This is a genomic window from Calorimonas adulescens (genome assembly GCF_008274215.1).
GTDB lineage: Bacteria > Bacillota > Thermoanaerobacteria > Thermoanaerobacterales > UBA4877 > Calorimonas > Calorimonas adulescens.
In genome coordinates this window covers 1-23804 of sequence record NZ_VTPS01000011.1, presented here as the reverse complement: position 1 = coordinate 23804, position 23804 = coordinate 1, and the positions used below count along the sequence as shown (strand labels likewise).

The following is a 23804-nucleotide window of genomic DNA, read 5'->3' as shown; positions in this document are numbered from 1 at the left end:
ATCCCCAATCAGACCAGCCGCTCGCAGGAGCATTGTGATTATACATACTGTTAATTCTAATTTAATGAACCAATCTCCCCCTCCACTGTTTCAATGAGTTCACCGGTCTTAATAAGCATCGCACAGTCCTCAATATGTCTGTACATCAATTCATCTCTTTCAATAAACGGTATCCTTGACCTGATAAGCCTGTACGCAGCTCCTGTACCCTTCCCAGGCGACCCTCCATCTCTTAAGTCTATCGCCTGAGCGGAAGACATAAGTTCTATCGCAATAACATTAATTGCATTTTCTAATATTTCCCTTGTCTTTCTGGCTGCTATTGTCCCCATACTTACATGATCCTCCTGATTGGCAGAGGATGGTATAGAGTCTACACTGGCTGGATGAGATAAGACCTTATTTTCAGACACCAGCGATGCTGCCACATATTGAGGAATCATGAATCCGGAATTTAAACCGCCTTCCCTTGTAAGGAAACCGGGCAGACCATTGCTTAAATTTGAGTCAACCAGTTTTGCTATCCGCCTTTCAGATATATCAGCGAGTTCAGATATTGCTATCCCAAGAAAGTCCATGGCAAGAGCAATCGGCTGACCATGGAAATTTCCTCCTGATATTACTATATAATCCTCAGAAAAGATCAGTGGGTTATCTGTAACGGAGTTCAGCTCTGTCTCTACTATTCCTTTGACATAATCAATTGCATCCTTAGATGCCCCATGTACCTGAGGTATACATCTGATGGTATACGAATCCTGCACCCTTATTTCTCCCTGTCTTGTAATAAGGCTACTTCCCTCTGTAAGAATGCGAATATTTCTTGCTGTTTTTAGCTGGCCGGCATGTGGCCGGAGCATATGAACCCTTTCATCAAAGGCGTCCTTTATGCCTCTTAAGGCTTCCATAGAAAGTGCTCCGGCTATATCCGCAGCTTTACTTAAGTTCATGGCATCATGTATGGCTAAAGCTCCTATAGCCGTCATTACAGGTGTTCCGTTTATGAGGGCCAGGCCTTCCTTTGAAACTAATTTTACCGGTTTTATACCAGCTAACCTCATAGCCTCTCCGCCAGGCATACGTTTTCCCCGGAAATATGCCTCTCCCTCACCTATGATGACCAGCGCCATATGGGCAAGAGGAGCAAGATCTCCACTGGCCCCCAGGGAACCTTTTGAAGGCATAACAGGTATAACATCCCTGTTGAGCATTTCTACCAGAGTATTTAAAGTCTGTAACCTAATGCCTGAATATCCTTTTGCAAGCGTATTTGCTCTGAGCAGCATCACAGCCCTTACTACCTCTATTGGAAGGGGATCTCCTACACCACATGAATGACTTCTTATAAGGTTGTACTGTAACTCCGTTGCCTCATTCATCGATATGGTAACATCAGCAAACCTGCCAAACCCCGTGGTGATGCCGTACTCAACCCTGTTCTCACTCACGTAGCTGTCTACTAGTTCCCTTGCTCTATCTATTTTAACACATGCCTCTTCGGCTAACCTTACGGTTATATTGCCCTTAGAAACATTATAAACATCATCTACAGTAAGGCCATTACCGTCAATATACAATTCTGACATCCGTCTGCCCCCTACTATTTATTTAGATTAATATATTCGATAAAAAAACAGCAAATCCTTCTTTTATGCAAAAATTTTATATAATAGCTTTATGCTATTAGTACCTATTTACAGGTATATTTGGGCAGTACGTTATCGTGCTAAAGTATCATTATGAAATAAGTTTATGTATTTTATGCAATTGCAAATATAATTCAACATGCATTTTAATCATAAATAAAAAATTTGTGTTGACTTCCTGTACAAATTCAAATATACTCAATGTATAAATTGAATATGTTAAGCACTCTTATCAAGAGAGGTGGAGGGACTGGCCCGATGAAACCCGGCAACCGGCATGTATATGCAATGGTGCCAACTCCTGCAGCGCAAAGCTGAGAGATGAGAGAGGCTATTATAGTCCTCTTTCATCGTGTGAAAGAGGATTTTTTATTGGAGGTGTATCTTATTGATTTTAATCAAAAATTTGACCAAGGTATATCGTACAGAAAATGAGAGCATTACAGCACTTAAAAACATTAATCTTGAGATCAATGATGGTGAGATATTTGGAATAATGGGATTGTCAGGAGCTGGTAAATCTTCTCTGATACGCTGCATAAACCGCCTTGAGGAACCCACAGAGGGCACCATCGAGATAAACGGCCAGGATATTATGTCTTTAAATAACAAAGAGCTGCGAGAGATGCGAAAAAAAATAGGGATGATATTTCAACACTTTAATTTACTATCCAATAAGACTGTATACGAAAACATTGCCTTCCCTATGGAAATCAGCGGGGTATCAAAAGACGTGATTGATAAAAGGATTAAGGAGCTCCTGGATATGGTCGGCCTGGCTGATAAAAAAGATTCATATCCGTCTCAGCTCTCTGGCGGACAAAAACAGAGGGTTGGCATAGCCAGGGCATTGGCCAACGGTCCAACACTGCTTTTGTCTGATGAGGCTACCTCAGCCCTTGACCCCCAGACAACCTCGCAGATTTTATCACTTTTAAAGGAAATCAACAAAAGGCTCAACCTCACCATAATAGTTATCACCCATCAGATGGACGTAATAAAAGAGATATGCGACAGGGTTGCCGTCTTAAATGCCGGTGAGCTGGTTGAGGTGGGAAATGTGGTTGATATATTTTCTCAACCGTCTTCTCAGATAACTAAAAAATTCGTAGGCATAGAGGAGGGTATGCCAGATAGCATAATCGATTACGACAGGGGCATGGTAGTCAAGGTACTGTTTATAGGCAAGAGTGCCAGGGAACCTGTAATCTCCCACCTCATAAAGACCTTTGATGTCGATGTAAATATACTCTCAGGAAATATACAGCATATCCATGGTGAAACCATAGGAAACTTAGTCATTGGCCTTGAAGGCCAGGCTGATAAAATTAATAATGCCGTAGAATGGTTAAAAAATCAAGGATTAAAGATAGAGGTGTTGAAATGAATCAGGAAATCATGCGTATTTTGAACTTGCTTCTCCCATCCCTTTGGCAGTCCATATACATGGTTTTTGCATCCACCATATTCTCTCTTATACTGGGTCTGCCTCTGGGTGTACTGCTTGTAATAACGGAAAAGGGAGGCATAATGGAAAAGCCTGCACTCAATAACGTTCTTGGCACTGTTATAAATATACTTCGCTCTTTCCCATTCCTGATATTAATGATAGTCATACTCCCCCTGTCAAGGCTTGTCGTTGGCACCACCATAGGTACAACGGCTACCATTGTCCCTCTTTCTATAGCAGCAACGCCATTTGTTGCCAGGGTAATAGAAAGTTCATTAAAAGAGGTAGACAGGGGTGTAATTGAAGCATCCCTATCCATGGGTGCCACACCATTTCAAATTATAACGAGGGTACTTATTCCAGAGTCACTTCCATCACTTATACTCGGAATTACCCTCACTATAATAAATATTATAGGCTACTCAGCAATGGCAGGAGCTATAGGAGGAGGTGGTCTCGGAGACTTAGCCATCAGGTATGGTTACCAGAGGTATGATACACACGTGCTTATAGCAACGGTAATTGTACTGATTGTAATTGTACAAGTCGTACAAATTGCAGGAAGTTATCTTGCCAAAAAAGTTGATAGGAGGTAAATACAGTGAAGAAAATTTTATTAATCAGCCTTATCTTTATACTGTTAGTCGGCCTTGTAAGCGGCTGTGGCAGTTCAAATACACAGTCCTCAGGTCAACCACAAAATCAACCTGCAGAAACACAAAAAGAAGTAACATTAAGGGTAGGAGCAACACCTGTACCCCATGCAGAGATACTGGAGTTTGTAAAACCAATATTAAAAGAAAAAGGGATAAATCTGGAAATTGTTGAGTTTACTGATTACGTACAACCCAATAAGGCATTGAACGACGGTTCCATTGATGCTAATTTTTTTCAGCACGTACCTTATATGGAGGAGTTTGAGAAAAACAACAATATGAAGCTTGTAGCACTCGTCAAGGTACACGTTGAACCCATGGGTGTATACTCCAAAAAGGTTAAATCGTTGGAAGAACTAAAGGATGGTGCAACCATCTCCATACCCAATGACCCAACCAATGAAGGCAGAGCTCTGCTGTTGCTCCAAAAGAACGGCCTAATAAAACTGAAAGACTCTACCTCATTAACCGCTACCCCTATAGATATAGCAGAAAATCCGAAGAACCTTAAGTTTTCTGAACTGGATGCAGCACAACTGCCAAGAACACTACAGGATGTAGACGCTTCAGTCATAAATACCAACTTTGCACTGGAAGCGGGACTAAACCCTTTAAAAGATGCCATTGCCATTGAAGATAAAGATTCTCCTTACGCCAATGTCCTCACTGTAAGACCAGACAATAAAGACGACCCGGCAATCAAGACATTGGCTGAGGTACTGAACTCCCCTGAGGTCAAGAAATTCATTGAAGATAAATATCAAGGAGCCATTGTACCGGCATTTTAATAGTCATATGGACTGCAGCATAGCACAGGTTTCTTATGCTGCAGTCCACAAATGACTCTCCATAAAACCTGTTGAGCTTGGTATATGGCATTGCATGCAAACTTTATCACGCTGATACGTGATATTTATGTCTGCGCCCTGCCATATGTACCTGCAACAGGCATATGTGTATATAACATAATGATGCACATTGTAATCATTTCTCCATTATCAACGCATCAAAATAAGCAAAATGATATATTTCCTTTTTTTGCCCGGCCAGAGCATCCTTTATCCTATCTATATTCATCTCATCATGATGTTCTTCCCCTCTGTGTCTGTGTGCTTCAGCTACTACCTCTTTACCATCTTCATTAAGTTCTGTTACTACAATGACACCACCTTTTTTCAAAACCCTTTCCATCTCATTCAGGGCTTTAACATAGTCATCAAAATGGTGTACTGCATTATAGCATGTCACCATGTCAAAAGTCTCATCTAAGATAAGAAAGGAAGAGCCTGAGCATCAGCATGGATAAAAAGGACATTTTCTATACCTCTACCTTCAAAGTCCTGTCTGGTCTCTTTTATTCTCTCTTCACTGTATTCTACTGTAACAACATGATATCCTTTTTTTGCAAGATTCTCTGCCATAGCACCCCGTCCTGTACCGACATCAAGGATAAGGCCTGTTGTTTTTGACAGTCTATCAATAAGAATTGGTATATCTGCCTCTATATCCACAAATATCACCTCCAGACTGATTATAACATATTAAGAAAAAAATCCAATAAAAATTATTGACTTTCCCTGACCTTTTGATGTATAATTTAATCGAAAAGTAAAATAATATCTAAGGAAGGAGGTATTAATCTATGAGAAGAAGAGACATGTTCCCGGACAGGAGAAATAACTTGCCTGCTTTCTTTGATGACTTTTTCAGCTTCCCGTATTTTGATGATTTCTTTGACTATATGAGAGGTACAATCAAGGGTGCCAGACTCGATGTCAAAGAGACTGAAAACGAATACGTGGTTGAGGTAGATGTACCCGGCTATAATAAAGAGAATATCAACATTGAGATACAGGATGATTATCTGATAATATCCGGAAAACAGGAGGATATTGTGGATGAAAACAACGGCGAATATATAAGAAGGGAACGCCGTATGGGTTCATTTACCCGAACAGTACCTATACCTGACAATGTAAGGCTTGATGATATTAGTGCAAAATACAACAATGGTGTACTGCGTATCACACTGCCCAAAGAAAAACCTACCCCTCCAAAAGGAAGAAGAATAAACATAGAATAAGGACAGAACCCATCTGTCCTTATTCTTTTATTATATCCAAGAGGTCAACCATTGCCTCTATTTTAAAATCCGGATTTAAATCATTTAGTTTTTCTATCCCGAAAAGTGACCACTGGACCGCACATGCTTTAATCCCCGCCTTTTTTGCAGCAATTATGTCGTGTGGACTATCTCCTACCATGATTGCCTGCTTGCCTTCAATACCAAACATATCTATGGCCTTCAAAACGGGGTCGGGATGGGGTTTACTGTTTTGTGTATCCTCAACACCTATTACTAGATCTATACTGTCAGCGAGCCCAAAAAGGTTTATTCCATGTTCTATCCCCCTTCTCGTTCTTGACGAAACTATGGCTGTCTTAATTTTCAATTGTTTTAACCTCTTTATGGTATCAACAACACCTGGAAACGGTTTTACAAGCAAATCCTGATATATTGAAAAATACTCCCTGTAATACTTTACCATCTCTTCAGTTCTGTCTTTATCATAAAAGGCCATCATATCCGTAAGCGGCATTCCAAATACATCAATAAACTCCTTTCTCGTGATTACATGTCCGGTAAAATGTTTTACAGTTTCACGAAAACTCTTCTCTACTATCTCCGCAGTGTCCGCTATAGTCCCGTCATAGTCAAAAATTACACATCTTATCATTTGTTCATCTCCTAAGCCCATATTGAAAAGCCTGGGTCAGTAAAGCCTGTGCCCACAGTTTGGGCAATAATTAAAGGTTGGGTTTACATAACTGCCGCAGTTGGGACAGATATTACCCTGGCTCCCTATCCTGTGCAGCCTTGACGTATCGAGGATTTCTGTATTTCTGATCTCCCTGACATAGTCCTCATCCACAGCATATATGCTATCGCAGCACCGAAACCTCACAAAATATCTCCTGTTCCAGCTAAATAGAGGTATGAAGAAGAAATGAAAATATGTATAGTATACCATCAACTCTGCCCTGGTAAGTCTGCCGCACTCGGGGCATATTACACTGTCAAACTCTCTTATTGATTTTTCTTTATCCTGTATACCAAATATACCTATAAAAAACATATTATGCCTCCCCTTTTGCTTATTCCGGGCCTGGCCCCCCGTAGCTGCTTAAAAAGCACAACACTATAATAACTAAAACACGTTCCCTCAGGTGTACCTGTTTCTTTTGAATAAATTGCTATTAATTAAGAATACCTATGGTCTATTACGTTATATCTTAATATTATTATAAAATATTATAAATCATTTTTGCTATTATTGCATATAGTCCCTAAATATAAGGTATGACTAATTTACTGCTTTAATCCATAAATTGCTGCCTGATATTCGCCGTCCTCTGGATAATTCTTATGGGAAAAAGTGCCCATAGCCCCAGCATTATTCAATACAACCTTAATCATCCACATTGCCAATGAGCACCTCGTTTTAATATTGCAATCGCTCTACGAATTGCCTTTAAATGGAGTATTTTTCAACTGCTCTTGTATGTCCTAAAAAATCACTTTTCTCTGTGATACATGTCACAGAAATATCGGTCATGACGGATTAGTATATTCTCAGATGAAAAAATTGAAGGAGGTACACAGCAATGAATATGTTTTGTTATCAGTGCCAGGAAGCCTCGAGAGGTGCTGGATGCACCCTCCGGGGTACATGCGGTAAAACGGATGACACTGCAAGGATGCAGGATCTATTAATGTACGCACTAAAGGGAATAGCATTGGTAAATGCAGAGGCAAGAAAGGCAGGAATTAACGATGAAGAGACTGACAGCTTTGTGATTGAAGGCCTGTTTTCTACAATAACCAATGTAAACTTTGATAAAAATTATTTTGTGGAAAAGGTAAAGGAAGCACTTGCATTGAGAGAGAGCATAAAAGCACAGCTTCAAAGGATAAATGTCAATGTGGAAGACCTGCATGATTCGGTTAAATGGTACGCCGATTCAGAGGAGGAATTTGACAGAAAGGCACAGCAGGTCGGCATACTTTCCACAGAGAATGAAGACATAAGGTCTCTGCAGTCCCTTGTCACATTTGGTGTAAAGGGTATGGCCGCATATGCCTACCATGCTGCAAATCTTGGCTATAAAGACCCCGACATCTCTAAGTTTATAGAGAAGGCCCTTATTGCAACACTGGATGACAGCATGACTGTCAATGATTATGTATCACTCACCATGGAAACAGGTAAATACGGGGTGGATGTAATGGCACTCCTTGATAAGGCCAACACCGCAACCTATGGTAATCCAGAAATAACAAGGGTGAATATAGGCGTCAGGAAAAAACCTGGTATACTTATAAGCGGTCATGACCTCAAAGACTTAGAACAGCTCTTGGAGCAGACTCAGGGTACAGGTATTGATGTATATACCCATGGTGAAATGCTCCCGGCACATTACTATCCAGCATTTAAGAAATATCCCAACTTCGCTGGAAACTATGGAAACTCATGGTGGCTGCAGGATAGGGAATTTGAAAGCTTCAACGGTCCAATCCTCATGACCACAAACTGTCTAGTACCTCCAAAGGATTCCTACAAAGACAGGGTATATACAACCGGTGTTGTAGGATTTGAGGGGGTAAAGCATATCCCTGAAGGACCTGATGGCAAGAAGGACTTCTCAGAGATAATAGAACATGCTAAAAGGTGTAAACCTCCTATAGAAATTGAAAATGGCGAAATAGTGGGTGGATTTGCTCACGAACAGGTGTTCAGCCTTGCTGATAAGGTTGTAGAAGCAGTAAAATCAGGGGCAATAAAGAGGTTCTTTGTAATGGCAGGCTGCGACGGCAGGTTCAAAGACAGGAGATATTACACAGAATTTGCCAAAGCCCTTCCAAGAGACGCCGTGATCCTCACTGCAGGATGCGCAAAGTACAGATACAACAAATTAGACTTAGGAGATATAAACGGGATACCGAGGGTTCTGGATGCGGGACAGTGCAACGATTCGTATTCCTTAGCACTGATAGCCCTTAAGCTAAAAGAGGTATTTGGATTGGACGATATCAACGAGCTGCCTGTATCATATAACATAGCCTGGTACGAACAAAAGGCTGTAATAGTTCTGCTGGCTCTTCTCTACCTTGGAGTAAAGGATATCCACCTGGGCCCGACACTACCTGCATTCCTATCACCCAATGTAGCCAAGGTGCTGGTAGAAAACTTCGGCATTGGTGGTATCACCACTGTGGAAGATGACATCAAGATGTTCATGGGTGCATAACAATATAATTAAAACCTCCGGAAAAACTCCGGGGGTTTTAATTACTCTTAAAGATAGCCCTTATTTAACTTTATTATATATAATCAAATATCAGTGTTGTTTCCTTTAAAATAATTCTTCAGTCCATTTCACACAACTTTAATAGCATAAAATCCAGGTAGAAAATAAATAATATTATAGGCTTGTTTGCCATAAATATAACCACATCATACATTGCTATCTTTAATATAATTAATAAATTTCTTCACTGCAGTTGGATAAGCAGATAGGTCTATGTGAACATAGGTGCCGAGACAGTTTTTATATCTATATCCGCACGGCCAGGCCTCATTTCCACCCAGTTTATGTACTAAATATGACATACATGGATACCCGCCTGAAACCTTCGAATAATGAAATTCATGTCCCCTAATCGTTTCACCTTTATTAAAAAGTACATTGTCCTCTATTACGTCTACTTTTACATAACCAAAATGGTTTAGCCTATCTGTCATAATGGTATCTACATTATATATGCCTGCCATGGGGTATTTACTTCCATCTTTGCAGGTTATTGACCGCGTAAGGTACATAAACCCACCACACTCCGCATACACTGCCATTCCGCTTTCTACCGCATTTCTTATGGACTCCATCATTCCTATATTATTGCTGAGTCTCTCAGCAAAGACCTCTGGAAAACCCCCGCCTATGTATACTCCCGATATCCCGGCAGGCAGTGAACTGTCATGAATTGGACTGAACGGCACCAGTTCAGCACCCGATTCCATAAATACATCCATAGTATTTTTATAGTAAAAATTAAATGCTTCATCATAGGCATAAGCAATCTTTACTCTTTTGTTGATAACTGAAACACCAGTATTTCCTCCATCACCGCAACAGTCAATATCAACAGCAGACTCCAATATTCTGTCTATATCAATATTTTCTTCCACACAATCATACAGATCTTCAAGCTTTTTATTAAGACCCTCCATCTCAAAAGCCGGTATAAGGCCAAGATGCCGCTCAGGCAGTCTAAAGTCCTTATTATATGGCAGATAGCCAAATACGTTCAGTTTTAGGTCTCTCTCGATACACTCCTTTAAAAGTCTAAAATGTCTTTCACTTCCCACTCTATTTAGTATTACCCCAACTATGTTTACATTTTTATCATACTGCATGTATCCCATAACCATGGCAGATACACTGGCAGACATTGCGCCAGCATCCACAACCAATATTACAGGTATATCAAGGAGTTTTGCTATGTCAGCACTACTGCCATTGCTGGTGCTGTCCATCCCATCATACAGACCCATAACACCCTCTACAATTGAAATATCAGCTCTAAACGCATTTTTAATAAATATAGAAAGAATATTTTCTCTGCTCTGCATATAAATATCGAGATTGCATGAATATTTGCCTGTGGCATACCTATGATATGATGTGTCTATATAATCCGGACCAACCTTGAACGGCTGCACAACGTATCTTCTTGAAAGCGCACCCATTATCCCAATGCAGGCCGTTGTCTTGCCCGCACCCGAATGTGTTCCAGCTATCATTATCCCCTTATGCATCCTCATACCCCTCATTCATCTTTACAATTTAAATTTTTATAAACCTAAAGCTAAATTGACTGTATACCGCTTTTTCTTTAAGCTTTTCTATATCTAACAACAGTGTTCTAAAAGCTAAATGCCATATTTCACTATCACAGGCATCACCATCATAGAACATTATATTACAAAATTTCGTCAGGCCATTGAGCAGGAAAATTAATGATAGATGTAGAAATAAGACCTCCCCATCATTTACAGTGGATGAGTATAAAACTTAAGGAAGGTGATGTCTTATGAAATTAATTCTACCTGCACTACAAAAATTCCTTCTTGCTACAGAAAAAAATATTTGATCGGCTTACCCACCTAATTAAGATTATTATATTGCCAAATGCAGCTAAATGTTTGTATAAATATGAATATATAAAAATGGATGATTATGTAAATAAAAAGGTGCCAACAAATACTTGACGCGATCCTCACTTAAGATATCCATTGATAAATTTCATGATGTATATTATAATATATATCGTTAAAGTAAATACTAATGGCGATGGAACTCGTCAGAAATGCTTGAATTAAGAAGCTAATAGTTCCTACCTCGATAGTGGAATTATTAGCTTTTTATTTTTTATGAAAGGGGTGTAATTATGGATAATAAGAGTAAACCGAACAAAGAGAGAGATAATGTCCGTACACTGGGCTGGGTGGCCTTTTTTGGTGGTTTCGGCCAGGATATGATTCAGCCAATACTTCCGATCTTTTATTCCTCTGTGTTGGGACTAAACAAAGAGACAATAGGTCTTATAGAGGGTAGCGTGACGACAATTGTAAGTGTCTTTAGAATACTCTCCGGTATTATTTCTGACAGGTTAGGTAAACGAAAAAGTATCGTTTTTATCGGCTATTTACTTTCTGCAATAAGCCGTTTCCTATTTGGAACTGTGTTTTTTGCATGGCAAGCTTTTACTTTGCGTTTAATTGACGGTATAGGAAAAGGTACAAAAGACGCTCCCAGGGATGCATTAGTGGCTCAATCAGCAAAGGAAGACCGGATGGGATTTTCTTTCGGGTATCAACGTATGCTTGACACGTTCGGTTCTGTTATCGGTCCCCTTGCGACAACCGGGATACTTTATCTTTTAGTAAGCGGAAATATGCGTTACAGAATAATCTTCTATATCGCAGGACTAATTTCCGCCGTAACAATACTTTTAATCGGTCTTTTTGTAAGTGAAAAAGCCACACCTGTTTCCAAGAAACAGACAAAATTTGATTTTAGCATATTAAAAGGTAAATTCCTGTTCTTCCTTATAATCATGCTTGTTTTTACATTGGGTAATTCAAGCGACTCATTTTTAATTCTGCGTGCTCAAACCGTAGGTATAAGTCCCGAAACAATTCCGATAGTCTATGCAGTATTTAACCTTTTTTATGCTCTTTTATCTGTTCCTGCCGGCAGTCTTTCGGACAGGATAGGCAGGGTCAAAGTAATGCAAATCGGATGGCTTGTGTATGCCCTATCATATATAGGCTTTGCCCTCGCTAACCATCCATGGCATATATGGTTAATATACATATTCTACGGTCTTTATTATGCAACTACCGAAGGAATAGCGAAGTCATTAGTCGCCAATATAGTACCCGATAACAAGCGTGGCACAGCCTACGGTTTATTCAATGCTTCTCTGGGCGTTATGACCTTGCCGGCAAATATTATTGCAGGATATCTATGGGATAAAGTTTCCCCTTCAGCAACATTTTATTTTGGGGCTGCATGCGCATTTACTGCGTTTTTGATAATAAGCTTTTCAAAAATAGAAAAACTTCCTACAAATGATGATAACAATATGGAGTAAGCGGATAATCATATCGCCACAATAGATATTTTAATTAACGGATATTCGGCTGATGACTTCTATCATTTCAGCAATTGGATAAATCAGCCTTTAACATACCAAATACTTTTAAATAAAGGAGATGGAAAATATGCCAAGCATCAATTCCGTAAAAGCAAGAGAAATTTTGGATTCCAGGGGGAATCCGACAGTTGAAGTTGACGTTATATTGGATAATGGAGTTATAGGAAGGGCAGCTGTCCCTTCAGGAGCTTCTACAGGTACAAGGGAAGCAGTAGAGCTTCGGGACAATGATAAGAAAAGATTCCATGGCAAAGGTGTTAGAACAGTTGTGGATAATGTAAATAAGATCATTGCTCCAGAAATATCAGGTATTGATGTGCTTGAACAAAGAAAAATTGACCTTGCGGAAGGCATAAATAAAAATATAGCAAATTCAATTTTAATTAAGCTGAACCAAATAGGTACACTGTCAGAAACGCTTGATACAATCCAAATGGCTCACAGGGCCAACTACACTACGGTTATCTCCCATCGGTCTGGAGAAACGGAAGATACTACAATGGCAGACGTTGCTGTAGCTACCAACGCTGGACAAATAAAAAGCGGTGCTCCGTGCAGGATGGAAAGGATTGCAAAATATAATCAGCTTTTGAGAATTGAAGAACTGCTTGGAGATAGTGCAATATTTAAAGGTAAAAATGTATTCTATAACGTAAAAAAGTAATACAACAGAATAAAACAGAGTCAGTGAACCATATTCACTGACTCTGTTTCATTTCTATTTATAGCTTACATTAAACCAGTAGCCGCCTGACCCTTTATATGAATATACTTTTAGCCTATATGTCCCTGCAGTTGATGGTGTAAACAATATCTGTTCCTGTCTCTTTGTGCCTTCGGACGCAGCCACCTGTTTACCATTTGGATCATACAGATAAATGTCAAAGTCTATTGATGAGGTATGGTTTGGAATAACAAAGGTTATACCTATGGGTTTTGAAGATTCTGTTACATTAAACTCCCACCAATCGGTATCACCTGTACCTGTGAGCGTGGCCTCTCCATAATCAAAGACAAGGCCGTCACTGAAACTGCCGTTAAAGCCTCCTGCACTTTTTACGGCATTGTAAGAAATGTTTATTCCTGACCCAAAGTCTATATCCTTACCAGATGGCCCAAAGTCCTTTAAATTTGTATCTGAGTATAATATGTTTTTCACAGCAGAATCATTAAGAGAATAGTTTGCATCAAGCATCAACGCCAATACTCCAGCCATAAAAGGTGTAGCCATAGATGTGCCGCTGTATGTTACATAACCATCTTTAGAACCTGCTTTAGCAGCAGTAATGTTTCGACCTGGTGTAATTATATCGGGTTTTGTACGCCCATCAGCTGTAGGCCCTCGACTGGAAAACTCCGCTAGGACCCACCCTTTTTCACCCGGGTCATATGAAGCGCCAACTGTAATAGCCTTAGCAGCAGCTGCAGGACTCCCTATTGTATACCTTGCAGGACCCTCATTTCCTGCAGCAACACACATTATTATGCCATTATCAACTGCCCTATTTACCGCAAGCGACAGACTGTCTGTACCATCTGACGAGCCAGTGGCTCCCAGGCTCATATTTCCTATCCTTATGTTATATGTGTCCTTGTTAGCTATCATCCAATCTATGCCCGAAATAATATCACTGGTTGTTCCACTTCCTCTAGAATCGAGTACTTTAATACCTACCAGTGCTACACCCGGTGCTACACCACGATATGCTGAATTGCCCTCCCCTGTACCGGCTATGATACTGGATACATGGGTACCATGACCATTGTCATCATACGGGGTGCTCTTCCCATTTACTTCATCTCTCCATCCAATTACCTTTCCTTCGTCCAGGTCTACGTGGCCGGTATCTATGCCAGTATCTATAACAGCTACCACCACGTCATTTTTTGAATACACCGCAGAATTTCCATCTCTGTCACCATCAACGCCAAAATCCCTTCTTGCCTGCTGAACTCCAGTCCAAACTGTTGCCGTGTCTAAGAATGCAGTAACCTCTCTATCATAGTCTATCCTTTTAACCTCATCCATCTTAGACAAGATATTAATCTGCTCCTGGGTCATTAAAGCTGAAAAACCATCGACTGCTTTTCCCCATTTCTTATTTAACTTAAACTTCCCGATTTGACCTTCTATGCTGTCTATAATATCTTCTGTTGGTTCCTTTTCAAGTATTGCTATTACAGGTATTTCTTCATCATTTTTGGCCTCTGAAAGCTTATCGTCAAGGTCATCTGCCATTTTATTCTTGTCTTTGTCACTTATGTCCGGCAGTTTAGCTTCTTTTTCAAGATCTCCCTTATCCGTGACTTTCCACTCGGTAATGTTCTCAGGCTTTTCTACAGGCTTTAAATCTCCATTTGTGGCTCCTATCACTGGTGCCGAAAAACCTAAAACCAGTAACCCTATCAGTAAAATTGATAACCATTTTTTCATTTGAAATAGCCTCCATTTCATTTTTTCGATCTGGTATTGCTCTCATATAGTTCAAGCTGTGCACCAACCTTCGATAAAATAAAATATTTTCTGAGGCTATCTATATTCGTCTATACACTATAGATATTCAACCCATCAGAATCCCCCCTTCACAACTATCAATATTGTGTTGACGCTGAGGCGCTGCAGATTATTATTGAATTTATTGATGGATTTGATTGAGCAGCTAAAAAATTAAACCTGAAAGTCACATTCCAGCAATAAGCGCTAAAACGGATAAAGCATTAATATTAGTCCATCATATCTATCTGTCTACTTTGAAAACTATAATACATCAAAACAATTTATTTGTCAACATATTTCTTAATATTTATATTGTTAATTATAATTTGAATAACATTCAACCTATTCTGTTTGAAAAATTGAATGTCATTCAATATAATAAAAATCTCCAGTCATTTGTATATCTCATTTATTGCTGGAGATTTCAAACCTTTATTTATAGACTGCAGATGGCCTTTTATAGTATCAGAATATGAAAATTTAGCCTGATTGTTATTGTTAAAATAAAAATCAAAAATAATATTCTGCAGACAGTGTTTACATTATCTACAGGCATTACCAAATATTTTGTTATATAAATCTATACCAAAACTCGTTTGCAACGGCTCACCCTCGATTAATTTAAAGGTCCGTCCACCGTCACTTCGTCTTTCAGCTCTAAGAAAGACAACATCTATCATGTTTTTTTCATAAAAACCATGTGCAAATTCATATAAATGTGTAACAAAGAAAATCTTAATTCGTTTTTCCATCAGGGCGTAGGTTATTTGCCTTGCAATTTCGGAGCCCTCTCTCTCATTTGTCGAGGCAAATGATTCACTAAACAACAACATGGAATTTGAAGTTATATTATCTACAATGTCGCTCATCCTGCTTAGCTCCTCATCAAGCTTGCCGCTCTCCATGGTAGTGTCTTCTTCCCGTTTGAAGTGCGTAAAAAGACCGTCACAGATATTGGCACAGAAAGTTTCGGCCGGCACAAACATGCCGCACTGCATCATCAACTGGGCCAGGCCTATACTGCGCAAAAATGTAGATTTGCCGCCCTGGTTGGCCCCTGTGATTATAAAAAGATATTTTCCATCAGCATTCAAATCATTACCCACAACTTTTTGTTTCATCTTTAAAGCCAGACACACATCGTATAATCCCTCAAAAGAATGCCTGCGTTCGTTAACGGCTACAGGCAATGGGAAAGATACAGGTCCCCCAATTTGGGAAAGCTGGCCATATAGATTCAAACAGCCAATGTAGAAAGCCAACTCCGTCCGCAATGCGTTAAAAAACCCGAGAATATGATCATTGGACTGGGCAAGAGCATTCGCAGCAAGGTTTAAACCCCTGTCCACCAGCTCTCCAAGAGCCCTAAAGCCACTTTCATCACGGTCAGGAATATAAAGGATATAAGCGGGTACTTTTTTAGAAAAGAACTGTTTTATCCAACCCTGTTTCTTTTTATTTTGCTGTTTACGTAATATATAATTTGTCCCTTTATTGCCCTCTCCCAATTCAGCACTTATTAAAACTCCATCACGGAACTTTAGTTCGTTTAAATGACTTTGAACGAGTTCAAAGTATTCATCATCAAGTTCCCTTTTAATCATGGCGAAAAACGCCGTAAAGCCCTCAGACTCAAATCTATCAGCATGTTCATCAGCGATATTCTTAATCTTTTTGAGCATGTCCATAAACATATTCATAACCTCAACGGCTCTATCCAGCACCGCGCGAGGATAATTGCTGAAAAGGCCCCAATAATTCTTTTTCTCGTTTTTAATTGACTCTACCGCTATGTCGTACATATCCCTGACAATAGAGGCATTTTTTAAACAGTCCTTAAGAATATCCTGGCGATACAGTATTGTTTCCATATCGTTATCCAAACCAGATAAAACAGCTCTTTTTGCAACTTCAAACAAGAAATCATCACCTTGTGCCATGGCGTCAAAAAGTGTGTTTAAATCTAAATCCCGCGTAAGTGACTGTTCATTCCACGGCAATTCTCCTTGAAGGTTAAAATCACGGTCCCTGTACATAAGAAAAACATTCATTCCCTTATCCGCTCCTTTAAACACTCGTAAGTAAGCCGGTACTTTTCTGCAATTGATATGGCATATGAAAGTCCATCGGCAGGTTTCCTTAAAATCTTATATGTCCGTAATGCCGGATTTTCAGGAACTACCGTGCTGGCCATACTCACGATTTTCTCACTCAAAAAAGCCAGTTCGTCAATAAATGTTACACAGACGCATAACAAATCCAGTTGTATTATCTTTTCCATTATTTTTTTGCTCAAGAAAATAGCATCTTTTAACGTAGTAGAAGTAAAAATTTCGTTCATTATGATAATACTGTTCGGCGTAGCCATATTTAAAATATGGTAAATTCTAACCAGTTCATCCTCCAGTTTGCTCCGGAGATCTTTTATGTTCTCTCCCCTCTCAAAGTGTGTAAAAATCCTATCAAACAGAAAAAGCTTGGCTCTTTGCCCGGGTACTGGACAGCCTAAGCTGGCAAGATAATGCAATTGACCAAAGGTGCGGGCAAATGTTGTTTTGCCCCCCTGGTTTGGACCTGTGACAACAAATATGCGCTCCTTACCCTTTAAATAAAAATCGTTGCAGACAACAGATGAATTCTCATTAATGAGTTTATAAGCCAGGGCCAGATCAAAACCTTCGTAATTATAAACTTCTTTGGATTTGCTGGAAACTTGTGGGTAGCAAAACTTAAGCCCTGCTCGCTTAAATTCAGCGATATACTCAAGATAAGCTATATAAAACTGTACCTCCCGTTCGAAAATGGCTATAGTTTCATTCAAATATCCGCTGTTTCTCATGCAGAACTCATCAAGACTTGAAAAAATATCGGGATACAATTTGGCTACCAGATCCAATACCCCAGCTTCAACATGGTTCATGTCTGGTGAGTCGTTAAATTTCACTTTGTAATCTCTCACTGCTCCCTGCTTGAATTTCTTAAAGGTTTCTTCTATATCCTCGCTGTAGTCCACCTCAGACTCGTATTTTTGAACCCTGATGCTGTTACCTCTTATAAGCATACAATATCTTACTGAAGCTAAATCAGATTTAAGTTTTTTTATTTCGTCAAAAAGAGATATAAAACCATCAGACCCTGAATAGTCCCTTATAAATTCACGGAAAGCCAAAAAACCGCGGGATTTCAGTTCTGTAGAGTTCAAATCATTTGTCAGGCAACTTACAGTGTTACAATAAACCTCCACCGCATCTAAAAACCATCTTTCCTTCTGGTACTTATAGTAAAGCTTGTTTGATAGCGCAAGATACTCTCGCATTTTATGCATATTTTGTATAAATGACTTCATACACCTCAGAAGGCTTTCGTTCTCCAGGTCTCGCATTATTTCGTGACGATACTCTATGGTATCGATATTATCTAAAGAGGTATAAAAGAAAGGTTTTAGATTATATTCATCCCTTCCGGCCGTTACTTCATCTATAATCTGGTCAAGATTTAAATCCCTAAAAAAATCCGGTGCTTCCGCCACCTCCTTTTTTCTGTTTTCAGCTTTTTCATATAATATGCTGTAAAAAATCACACACGAACACCTCACCTTCAAAATGTTTCATATTGCTTTCATCTATGTTTTGTAAGACTCTTAAAAAGCTGATAAAACTCCTTTTTTACTGTATTATCCGGAGACCAGCCTCCATATCTGACTTTTATATATATTTCTCTGATATTTTCGATGATATTTGAATCAAAATATTCCTTAGCTTTATCATTTATTTGAAGGGTTGTGTCGCTGTTTTTTATATCAATCTTTTTTGCTTGACACATTTTAAGATATTTAAGATAATAGGCCCTTACATAATCAACAGGTGTATTCTTGCTAAATATAATGGGTATCCCTCTTATATAGCTATTTTTGTTTTTTTCTATTATAAAATCTCTGCTTTCGGTATACTCCTCTTCTTCTTGTTTCAGTTGAAACTGTCTACCAAATATCCTAATAAGCAGCCATATAACTACTGTAAAAATGATTATTTGCAGCAGTGTGTTTACTAATTTGTTTTTCATTAAAAATTCAATTATGTCGGTTCTATTTATTTCCCTAATATCTTCAAAAGGAGGCCCTGAAACATTTATAGATACTTGCTGTCTTGCATTTGTGCTTATAATTTTTTTTACAAAGTAGACAATGAATTGCATCACATATCCTATACCAAGTAAAGGCCAGGATAGAAGATAAAAAAGCATATTTATAATAAAATTATGGATTTGATATAACAAATTGAAGATAAATTCTCTTATAGGCTTCATGCTTATCGTCAGTGACAGGGTTGTGATTATCGCAGAATATTTCAAATTAATTTTATTGATATCCATACTGCTTTTATTGTATTCCATATACCTGAGTGTCCTTAAAAGTACAACAGAAAAGACAAGATAAACTATTATATATGGCGCTGAAACGGCACTAAAAATATTTGCGTTTTTTCTTATAATAGAAATGCCAAATATTATAGCAACAAGTCCTATCCCTTTTTTAAACGTCTCCATAAATGAATAATAATCAATTTTACCTATATCCCTAAAAAGGAAAAAGATAACACAAAAAAATATTGTGATAAAATACGCTATACTGTTAATGACTCTAAATGTCAAAAAGAGTATGAACAAAGATGGGATAAGCGCATATATCCATCGTTTATTCTTTTCTTTTGTAAAATAAATAAGACAGGTCAAACTACTGATGGCTATATAGATAATACTGTTTATCCTGCTTGATCCCATAATAGGGAACAAATAATTTATAACTCCAAAGACCAGTGAAAAGTCACAAAATACCTTTGTTATTAGGAGTCCCTTCATACCATTCAAGGAATTCACCCTCTTTTAATGAATGATAGTATATCATCGCCTAAATACTTCATGTTTGTGCTCTCCAGAGCTATTACAATTGTCTTGATTGCTATTTGGCTCAAGCTATTGATATGTTCAACATAGGATTCAAGAATTGATGGCGTTATGATTACAAGCGTGGTATAATTTACATTGTTATTTATTTGTTTTAGGAGCAGTTCCTCAAAGTTTATACATATGTCATAATCAATTCTTCCTAAGTTTTCAACAATATCATAATAATGAGTCACTCCAAAACCAGCCGCCTGTACACTGCCCCCTTCATTATTTCCACTGTAATAGGCATCTGTTGCAAACCCATAGGGTATGCCCAATTCCTCAAATTTTTCTACAACAGCCCTTGCAATAGAAATACATTCCTCAATATCTTTCTTATTTATTCCAGCCCAAAATGGTTTTGAACACTCTATATTCAATAGAATCATTGCCGTATTATCGGATGTATAATCAAATTTTTTTACCATCAATCGTCCAGATTTGAGAGAAGATGGCCAGTGGATAGTCCTTTCCGGTTCAGTACCGGTATACTCCTTAATACCAACAGTTAAAACAGGGTCATCAATTATCCAACGTCTAACTGAAAAATCCCCATTATAATCTCCATAAGGTATTATCGTGCTATCTAAGTCTGCAGCCTTCGGCAGCACTACAATATCCTGAGAATAGTCAACATTGTCAATAGTTGTATTAAAACCTAACAAATCACCTCCTATTAGGGTTACATCCCTGAAGATGAATCTGCCACGCTTATTGCAGTAAACCTTGTAATTCCTTTTTACTCTCTGATACGGCATAATTAACATAGTTGTTGTGTGGTACACATAGTCTGTGGTAGGCTGTATAACAGCCTTAAATTTGTAGTTTAGGCTTGAAGGAAACTTTTCAATTATCTGGAGAAATGTAACGGGAAACATCTTTCTGTTTTCTACCACTGTTACTACTTCAAATTCCTCGCCTATTTCGACTATTCTCTTATTTATCTCTCTTTTATAAGTAAGATTATACAAGACATATTTTTTTGATATGGAATTAAGTGTAATTCCAATTATCACCAAAAATACAAGCACATAGATCATGCAAACACCCCTATATCTCTTCTGTAGGAACCTTTATGCTATCTATCATAGATTTAACAAACTCATATATGTTCCGCCCCCTATTTATCCCTTTTGCAACTATTCTGTGATTTAATACATAGGGTGCCATTTTCTTTACATCCTCCGGTATAATATAATCTCGTCCCTCTATTGCTGCGTATGCCTGGGAGGCTTTAAATAATGCAATAGTTCCCCTAGGACTTACACCCAGCTGTATCCTGTCATCTTTTCTTGTTGCATCGACGATATCCATAAGGTATTCCATCACGTCATCAGAGACATTAACCTTGCTGTAGTTAGTCCTAACATATTCGATCTCATTTTTAGTTATTGTGCACTGCAACCCTTCAACAATATTAGAGTGTCTGTTCCTCTTAACTATCTCTATCTCTTCATCTCGTTTAGGATATCCCATACTTATCCTCATAAAAAATCTGTCCAGTTGTGCTTCTGGCAGTGGGAAAGTCCCATATGATTCCACAGGATTTTGTGTGGCAAGTACCATAAAGGGCTCTTGGAGTTTTCTTGTTACTCCATCAACCGTGATCTGCCTTTCCTCCATAGCCTCAAGAAGACTTGATTGAGTTCTTGGTGTGGCCCTATTTATTTCATCCGCTAAGATTAAATTCGCAAATAAAGGGCCAGGCCTAAATTCAAAATCGTTGGATTTCTGATTATAAAAATTTATACCTGTAAGGTCTGAAGGCAAAAGGTCCGGTGTAAACTGTATCCGTTTAAAGCTGCTACCAATTGTTTTGGCAAAGGCCTTTACAAGCATGGTCTTGCCAACGCCAGGTATATCCTCTAAAAGTACGTGCCCTCCACATATAAAACTTATAATGACCAGTTCAATAACTTCATTTTTGCCTACTATGACCTTTGAAACATTTTCTACTATTTTATTCTTGAAATCTACATAGGCATTAACGTCCAAAATAAACCCCCCATTCTTTCAACTCAAAATGCATATCTCTTTAATTCAATGGTAAGACATAATACACATACCTTTAAAATAAAATAAGACTCCTACTCCCCTTCAGAAGTAGAAGTCATTAACCTCACCTTGAGATAATTACGGGTGGACTTCATCACCCAAAACATATACGGTTCTATTAATATTATAATAAGCAATAACAAACTAACTGTCAACAGTTTTAACCATATAATCTCAAAGGTTATACATTGAATTGCTTGATACTTACAGTGTTCCTCATAAACAATTTATAAAATTTGTCTATAAGCACAAACCTTATACTGCAATACCTGTAGCATCTGTCACAGAATCTCAACAATCTGGTCAAAGTTGTATATGCATTTATAAAGCCAGCAAATTCACGCTTGTTTTAACACCATCTTGGTGTAAGTATAATTATGAGACAGAATAACTTGCCCCGTCTATAGATACAAGATAATCTGGCTATGCTCCTCTGTATTCCCCTGGTGATGTATGTTTTATAAAATGCAAATTTTATTTTGTATATTAACCACATGATAAACAAAAATATACTGTTAATCGAGTTTTGGTAATAAAAAGTAGTTGATCACTTTTTATTAAACTTCAACGGGTGGCAATTATGTTTTCTCAAATAGACGTAAATTATTAATATGATTTTTGCCAAATGGTTTTTGCCAAATAATTTTTTAACATCAACAACAATTAAATTAAAGCAAAATCGATATACTGTTTTAATGTTAAATGTATGACAATTTCTATTGACAAAACATAAACAATCCATATATAATTTATACCGTAAAGTACATATTAAATATTAATGTAAGGGGGTTTTTTATGAAAAAATTTATAATCTTTTCGTTAATGCTTATTTTAGTTTTAAGCATTGCCGGTTGTTCAAGCAGTTCACCATCAACCTCATCAACAAATGCCTCACAGCCAGATGCAGCGCCCATAAAAATGGGAAGAGTCGAATATGCAGCCCATGGAACAAAATGTTTTACAGTCGCAGTAGTAGCTTTGCAGGGTGACAAAATTGTAGGCGCATCCATAGATGATTATCAATTTATGAGCAAGGACGTAGCAAAGGGTGTCCCAAATTCTGACAGTGATTTTGGGAAAAATTATGCCGACCCAAATATGGTTTTAGCATCCAAGAGAGCAAATGCAGAATACTACAGTGAACATATGAAAGAAGAGGCTGGCGCAACAACACCTATAAACAAGTCTTTTGATGCTATTGAAGCATATGTAACAGGAAAAACAATTTCAGAATTAGAAGACATCCTTGCAAAGAACAGCCCTGAACAAATGGTTGATGCGGTAAGTGGTGCTACATTAGTAGATACAAAAGGTTATATATCTGCTATAGTTGCCGCTGCAAAGGTTGCAGCTGCAAGGTAATAACCTTCAATAAGTTAATGAATTATATTGTTTTCAAAAATACATACAATAGTTTGAGTTCTGGGAGTGTCGCAAAACACTTTTTAAGTGTTAGCGGCACTCCCTTTTTTTGGATAAAAAATAAAAAACAGCTTCAAAATTTTAAAGGGAATATGGGCTTTCCCCCCGGTTAGCTGTTTTTGGGTATACTTAAATAAGCCCCCCTATGGTAGGGCTTTTTTTGAATATATTAGGCTGTTTTTAGCTCGTGAAGCGGTTTTCCGATGCGTTCATTTTGTATCTTTGCATGCAACTTGTTTACGTTGTAGGCTAGACACAGTAGAATGAACTCGGTTTTTACGTTGTTTTTTCCGCGAGTCAAAAACCGATTGAAATTGTAGTCATTCTTCAAAACGCCAAAAGCCCCTTCCAC

At 38.3% G+C, this 23804-nt stretch carries 21 protein-coding genes and 3 riboswitches; of the genes, 8 read left to right on the top strand and 13 right to left on the bottom strand.

The annotated features are described in order from the left end of the window. Positions 1-56 precede the first annotated feature (56 nt). A complete protein-coding gene (gene hutH, locus FWJ32_RS08085) occupies positions 57-1586 on the bottom strand; it encodes a histidine ammonia-lyase (protein WP_149545459.1) in 1530 nt (509 codons plus the stop codon). A 286-nt stretch (positions 1587-1872) separates the two neighbouring features. Then, positions 1873-1974, top strand: a riboswitch (SAM riboswitch). Between the two features lie 60 nt (positions 1975-2034). Between hutH and FWJ32_RS08080 the strand changes: the two genes are divergently transcribed. From FWJ32_RS08080 to FWJ32_RS08070, 3 genes are read left to right on the top strand one after another with little or no spacing between them, the layout of a single operon-like run. Then, the gene (locus FWJ32_RS08080; RefSeq protein WP_149545458.1) at positions 2035-3033 is read left to right on the top strand and encodes a methionine ABC transporter ATP-binding protein; all 999 of its coding nucleotides are present in this window, start codon (positions 2035-2037) and stop codon (positions 3031-3033) included. Beyond that, entirely contained in the window at positions 3030-3692 is a 663-nt protein-coding gene (locus tag FWJ32_RS08075) for a methionine ABC transporter permease (protein WP_149545457.1), read from the top strand. Before FWJ32_RS08080 ends, FWJ32_RS08075 begins: the two co-directional genes overlap by 4 nt. Positions 3693-3697: 5 nt before the next feature. Beyond that, positions 3698-4540 carry a MetQ/NlpA family ABC transporter substrate-binding protein gene (locus tag FWJ32_RS08070; protein WP_149545456.1) on the top strand — a complete coding sequence of 281 codons (843 nt, stop codon included), beginning with the start codon at positions 3698-3700 and terminating at the stop codon, positions 4538-4540. A 196-nt stretch (positions 4541-4736) separates the two neighbouring features. Here the strand turns inward: FWJ32_RS08070 and FWJ32_RS13710 are convergent, their stop codons facing one another. Then, entirely contained in the window at positions 4737-5024 is a 288-nt protein-coding gene (locus tag FWJ32_RS13710; protein WP_275266282.1) for a class I SAM-dependent methyltransferase, read from the bottom strand. After that, entirely contained in the window at positions 5018-5263 is a 246-nt protein-coding gene (locus FWJ32_RS13705) for a class I SAM-dependent methyltransferase (protein ID WP_162523567.1), read from the bottom strand. The genes FWJ32_RS13710 and FWJ32_RS13705 overlap by 7 nt, the downstream gene beginning before the upstream one ends. A gap of 131 nt (positions 5264-5394) precedes the next feature. Between FWJ32_RS13705 and FWJ32_RS08055 the strand changes: the two genes are divergently transcribed. Beyond that, complete coding sequence (locus FWJ32_RS08055) at positions 5395-5835, top strand: Hsp20/alpha crystallin family protein (protein WP_149545453.1); 441 nt, start codon at positions 5395-5397, stop codon at positions 5833-5835. A 19-nt stretch (positions 5836-5854) separates the two neighbouring features. On the opposite strand, the gene FWJ32_RS08050 is transcribed toward FWJ32_RS08055, so the two are convergent. Beyond that, entirely contained in the window at positions 5855-6490 is a 636-nt protein-coding gene (locus FWJ32_RS08050; protein WP_162523566.1) for an HAD-IA family hydrolase, read from the bottom strand. Between the two features lie 36 nt (positions 6491-6526). Next, complete coding sequence (locus FWJ32_RS08045; protein ID WP_149545451.1) at positions 6527-6889, bottom strand: zinc ribbon domain-containing protein; 363 nt, start codon at positions 6887-6889, stop codon at positions 6527-6529. Between the two features lie 529 nt (positions 6890-7418). Between FWJ32_RS08045 and hcp the strand changes: the two genes are divergently transcribed. Further along, positions 7419-9062 (top strand): hydroxylamine reductase, encoded by a 1644-nt coding sequence (gene hcp / locus FWJ32_RS08040; RefSeq protein ID WP_149545450.1) that lies wholly within the window; start codon positions 7419-7421, stop codon positions 9060-9062. A 206-nt stretch (positions 9063-9268) separates the two neighbouring features. Here hcp and FWJ32_RS08035 read toward each other — a convergent pair whose 3' ends face one another. Further along, positions 9269-10630: a cobyrinic acid a,c-diamide synthase CobB gene (locus FWJ32_RS08035; RefSeq protein WP_149545449.1), complete on the bottom strand. Its 1362-nt coding sequence runs from the start codon at positions 10628-10630 to the stop codon at positions 9269-9271. 522 nt (positions 10631-11152) lie between these two features. Continuing rightward, positions 11153-11218, top strand: a riboswitch (Fluoride riboswitch). 44 nt (positions 11219-11262) lie between these two features. Here FWJ32_RS08035 and FWJ32_RS08030 point away from each other — a divergent pair. Both FWJ32_RS08030 and FWJ32_RS08025 read left to right on the top strand, forming a co-directional pair. Further along, on the top strand, positions 11263-12471 hold the full coding sequence (locus FWJ32_RS08030) for an MFS transporter (protein ID WP_149545448.1): 1209 nt from the start codon (positions 11263-11265) through the stop codon (positions 12469-12471). A 121-nt stretch (positions 12472-12592) separates the two neighbouring features. Further along, the gene (locus FWJ32_RS08025) at positions 12593-13198 is read left to right on the top strand and encodes a hypothetical protein (protein WP_476727227.1); all 606 of its coding nucleotides are present in this window, start codon (positions 12593-12595) and stop codon (positions 13196-13198) included. A 54-nt stretch (positions 13199-13252) separates the two neighbouring features. Here the strand turns inward: FWJ32_RS08025 and FWJ32_RS08020 are convergent, their stop codons facing one another. From FWJ32_RS08020 to FWJ32_RS07995, 6 genes are all read right to left on the bottom strand, one after another. Beyond that, positions 13253-14968, bottom strand: a complete 1716-nt coding sequence (locus tag FWJ32_RS08020; RefSeq protein WP_203227635.1) for a S8 family serine peptidase — start codon at positions 14966-14968, stop codon at positions 13253-13255. A gap of 605 nt (positions 14969-15573) precedes the next feature. Continuing rightward, positions 15574-17082: a MutS-related protein gene (locus FWJ32_RS08015; RefSeq protein ID WP_149545445.1), complete on the bottom strand. Its 1509-nt coding sequence runs from the start codon at positions 17080-17082 to the stop codon at positions 15574-15576. Next, positions 17079-18611, bottom strand: coding sequence for a MutS-related protein (locus FWJ32_RS08010; protein WP_149545444.1), 1533 nt, complete (start codon positions 18609-18611; stop codon positions 17079-17081). The genes FWJ32_RS08015 and FWJ32_RS08010 overlap by 4 nt, the downstream gene beginning before the upstream one ends. A 38-nt stretch (positions 18612-18649) precedes the next feature. Further along, complete coding sequence (locus tag FWJ32_RS08005) at positions 18650-19897, bottom strand: hypothetical protein (protein WP_162523565.1); 1248 nt, start codon at positions 19895-19897, stop codon at positions 18650-18652. 5 nt (positions 19898-19902) lie between these two features. After that, positions 19903-21015, bottom strand: a complete 1113-nt coding sequence (locus FWJ32_RS08000; RefSeq protein ID WP_149545442.1) for a DUF58 domain-containing protein — start codon at positions 21013-21015, stop codon at positions 19903-19905. A gap of 10 nt (positions 21016-21025) precedes the next feature. After that, positions 21026-21970, bottom strand: a complete 945-nt coding sequence (locus tag FWJ32_RS07995; RefSeq protein WP_149545441.1) for an AAA family ATPase — start codon at positions 21968-21970, stop codon at positions 21026-21028. A 102-nt stretch (positions 21971-22072) separates the two neighbouring features. Then, positions 22073-22138: riboswitch (Fluoride riboswitch) on the bottom strand. Positions 22139-22825: 687 nt separating this feature from the next. Here FWJ32_RS07995 and FWJ32_RS07990 point away from each other — a divergent pair. Then, the gene (locus FWJ32_RS07990; RefSeq protein ID WP_149545440.1) at positions 22826-23392 is read left to right on the top strand and encodes a hypothetical protein; all 567 of its coding nucleotides are present in this window, start codon (positions 22826-22828) and stop codon (positions 23390-23392) included. Positions 23393-23621: 229 nt separating this feature from the next. Here the strand turns inward: FWJ32_RS07990 and FWJ32_RS07985 are convergent. After that, on the bottom strand, positions 23622-23804 hold a 183-nt coding region (locus FWJ32_RS07985), incomplete at its 5' end, for a transposase (RefSeq protein WP_149545439.1).

Coding starts and splice junctions, on each gene's coding strand:
- hutH (WP_149545459.1), bottom strand. CDS start 1,586: ATGTCAGAATTGTATATTGACGGTAATGGCCTTACTGTAGATGATGTT.
- FWJ32_RS08075 (WP_149545457.1), top strand. CDS start 3,030: ATGAATCAGGAAATCATGCGTATTTTGAACTTGCTTCTCCCATCCCTT.
- FWJ32_RS08055 (WP_149545453.1), top strand. CDS start 5,395: ATGAGAAGAAGAGACATGTTCCCGGACAGGAGAAATAACTTGCCTGCT.
- FWJ32_RS08050 (WP_162523566.1), bottom strand. CDS start 6,490: ATGATAAGATGTGTAATTTTTGACTATGACGGGACTATAGCGGACACT.
- FWJ32_RS08045 (WP_149545451.1), bottom strand. CDS start 6,889: ATGTTTTTTATAGGTATATTTGGTATACAGGATAAAGAAAAATCAATA.
- hcp (WP_149545450.1), top strand. CDS start 7,419: ATGAATATGTTTTGTTATCAGTGCCAGGAAGCCTCGAGAGGTGCTGGA.
- FWJ32_RS08035 (WP_149545449.1), bottom strand. CDS start 10,630: ATGCATAAGGGGATAATGATAGCTGGAACACATTCGGGTGCGGGCAAG.
- FWJ32_RS08030 (WP_149545448.1), top strand. CDS start 11,263: ATGGATAATAAGAGTAAACCGAACAAAGAGAGAGATAATGTCCGTACA.
- FWJ32_RS08025 (WP_476727227.1), top strand. CDS start 12,593: ATGGAAAATATGCCAAGCATCAATTCCGTAAAAGCAAGAGAAATTTTG.
- FWJ32_RS08020 (WP_203227635.1), bottom strand. CDS start 14,968: ATGAAAAAATGGTTATCAATTTTACTGATAGGGTTACTGGTTTTAGGT.
- FWJ32_RS08015 (WP_149545445.1), bottom strand. CDS start 17,082: ATGAATGTTTTTCTTATGTACAGGGACCGTGATTTTAACCTTCAAGGA.
- FWJ32_RS08000 (WP_149545442.1), bottom strand. CDS start 21,015: ATGATCTATGTGCTTGTATTTTTGGTGATAATTGGAATTACACTTAAT.
- FWJ32_RS07990 (WP_149545440.1), top strand. CDS start 22,826: ATGAAAAAATTTATAATCTTTTCGTTAATGCTTATTTTAGTTTTAAGC.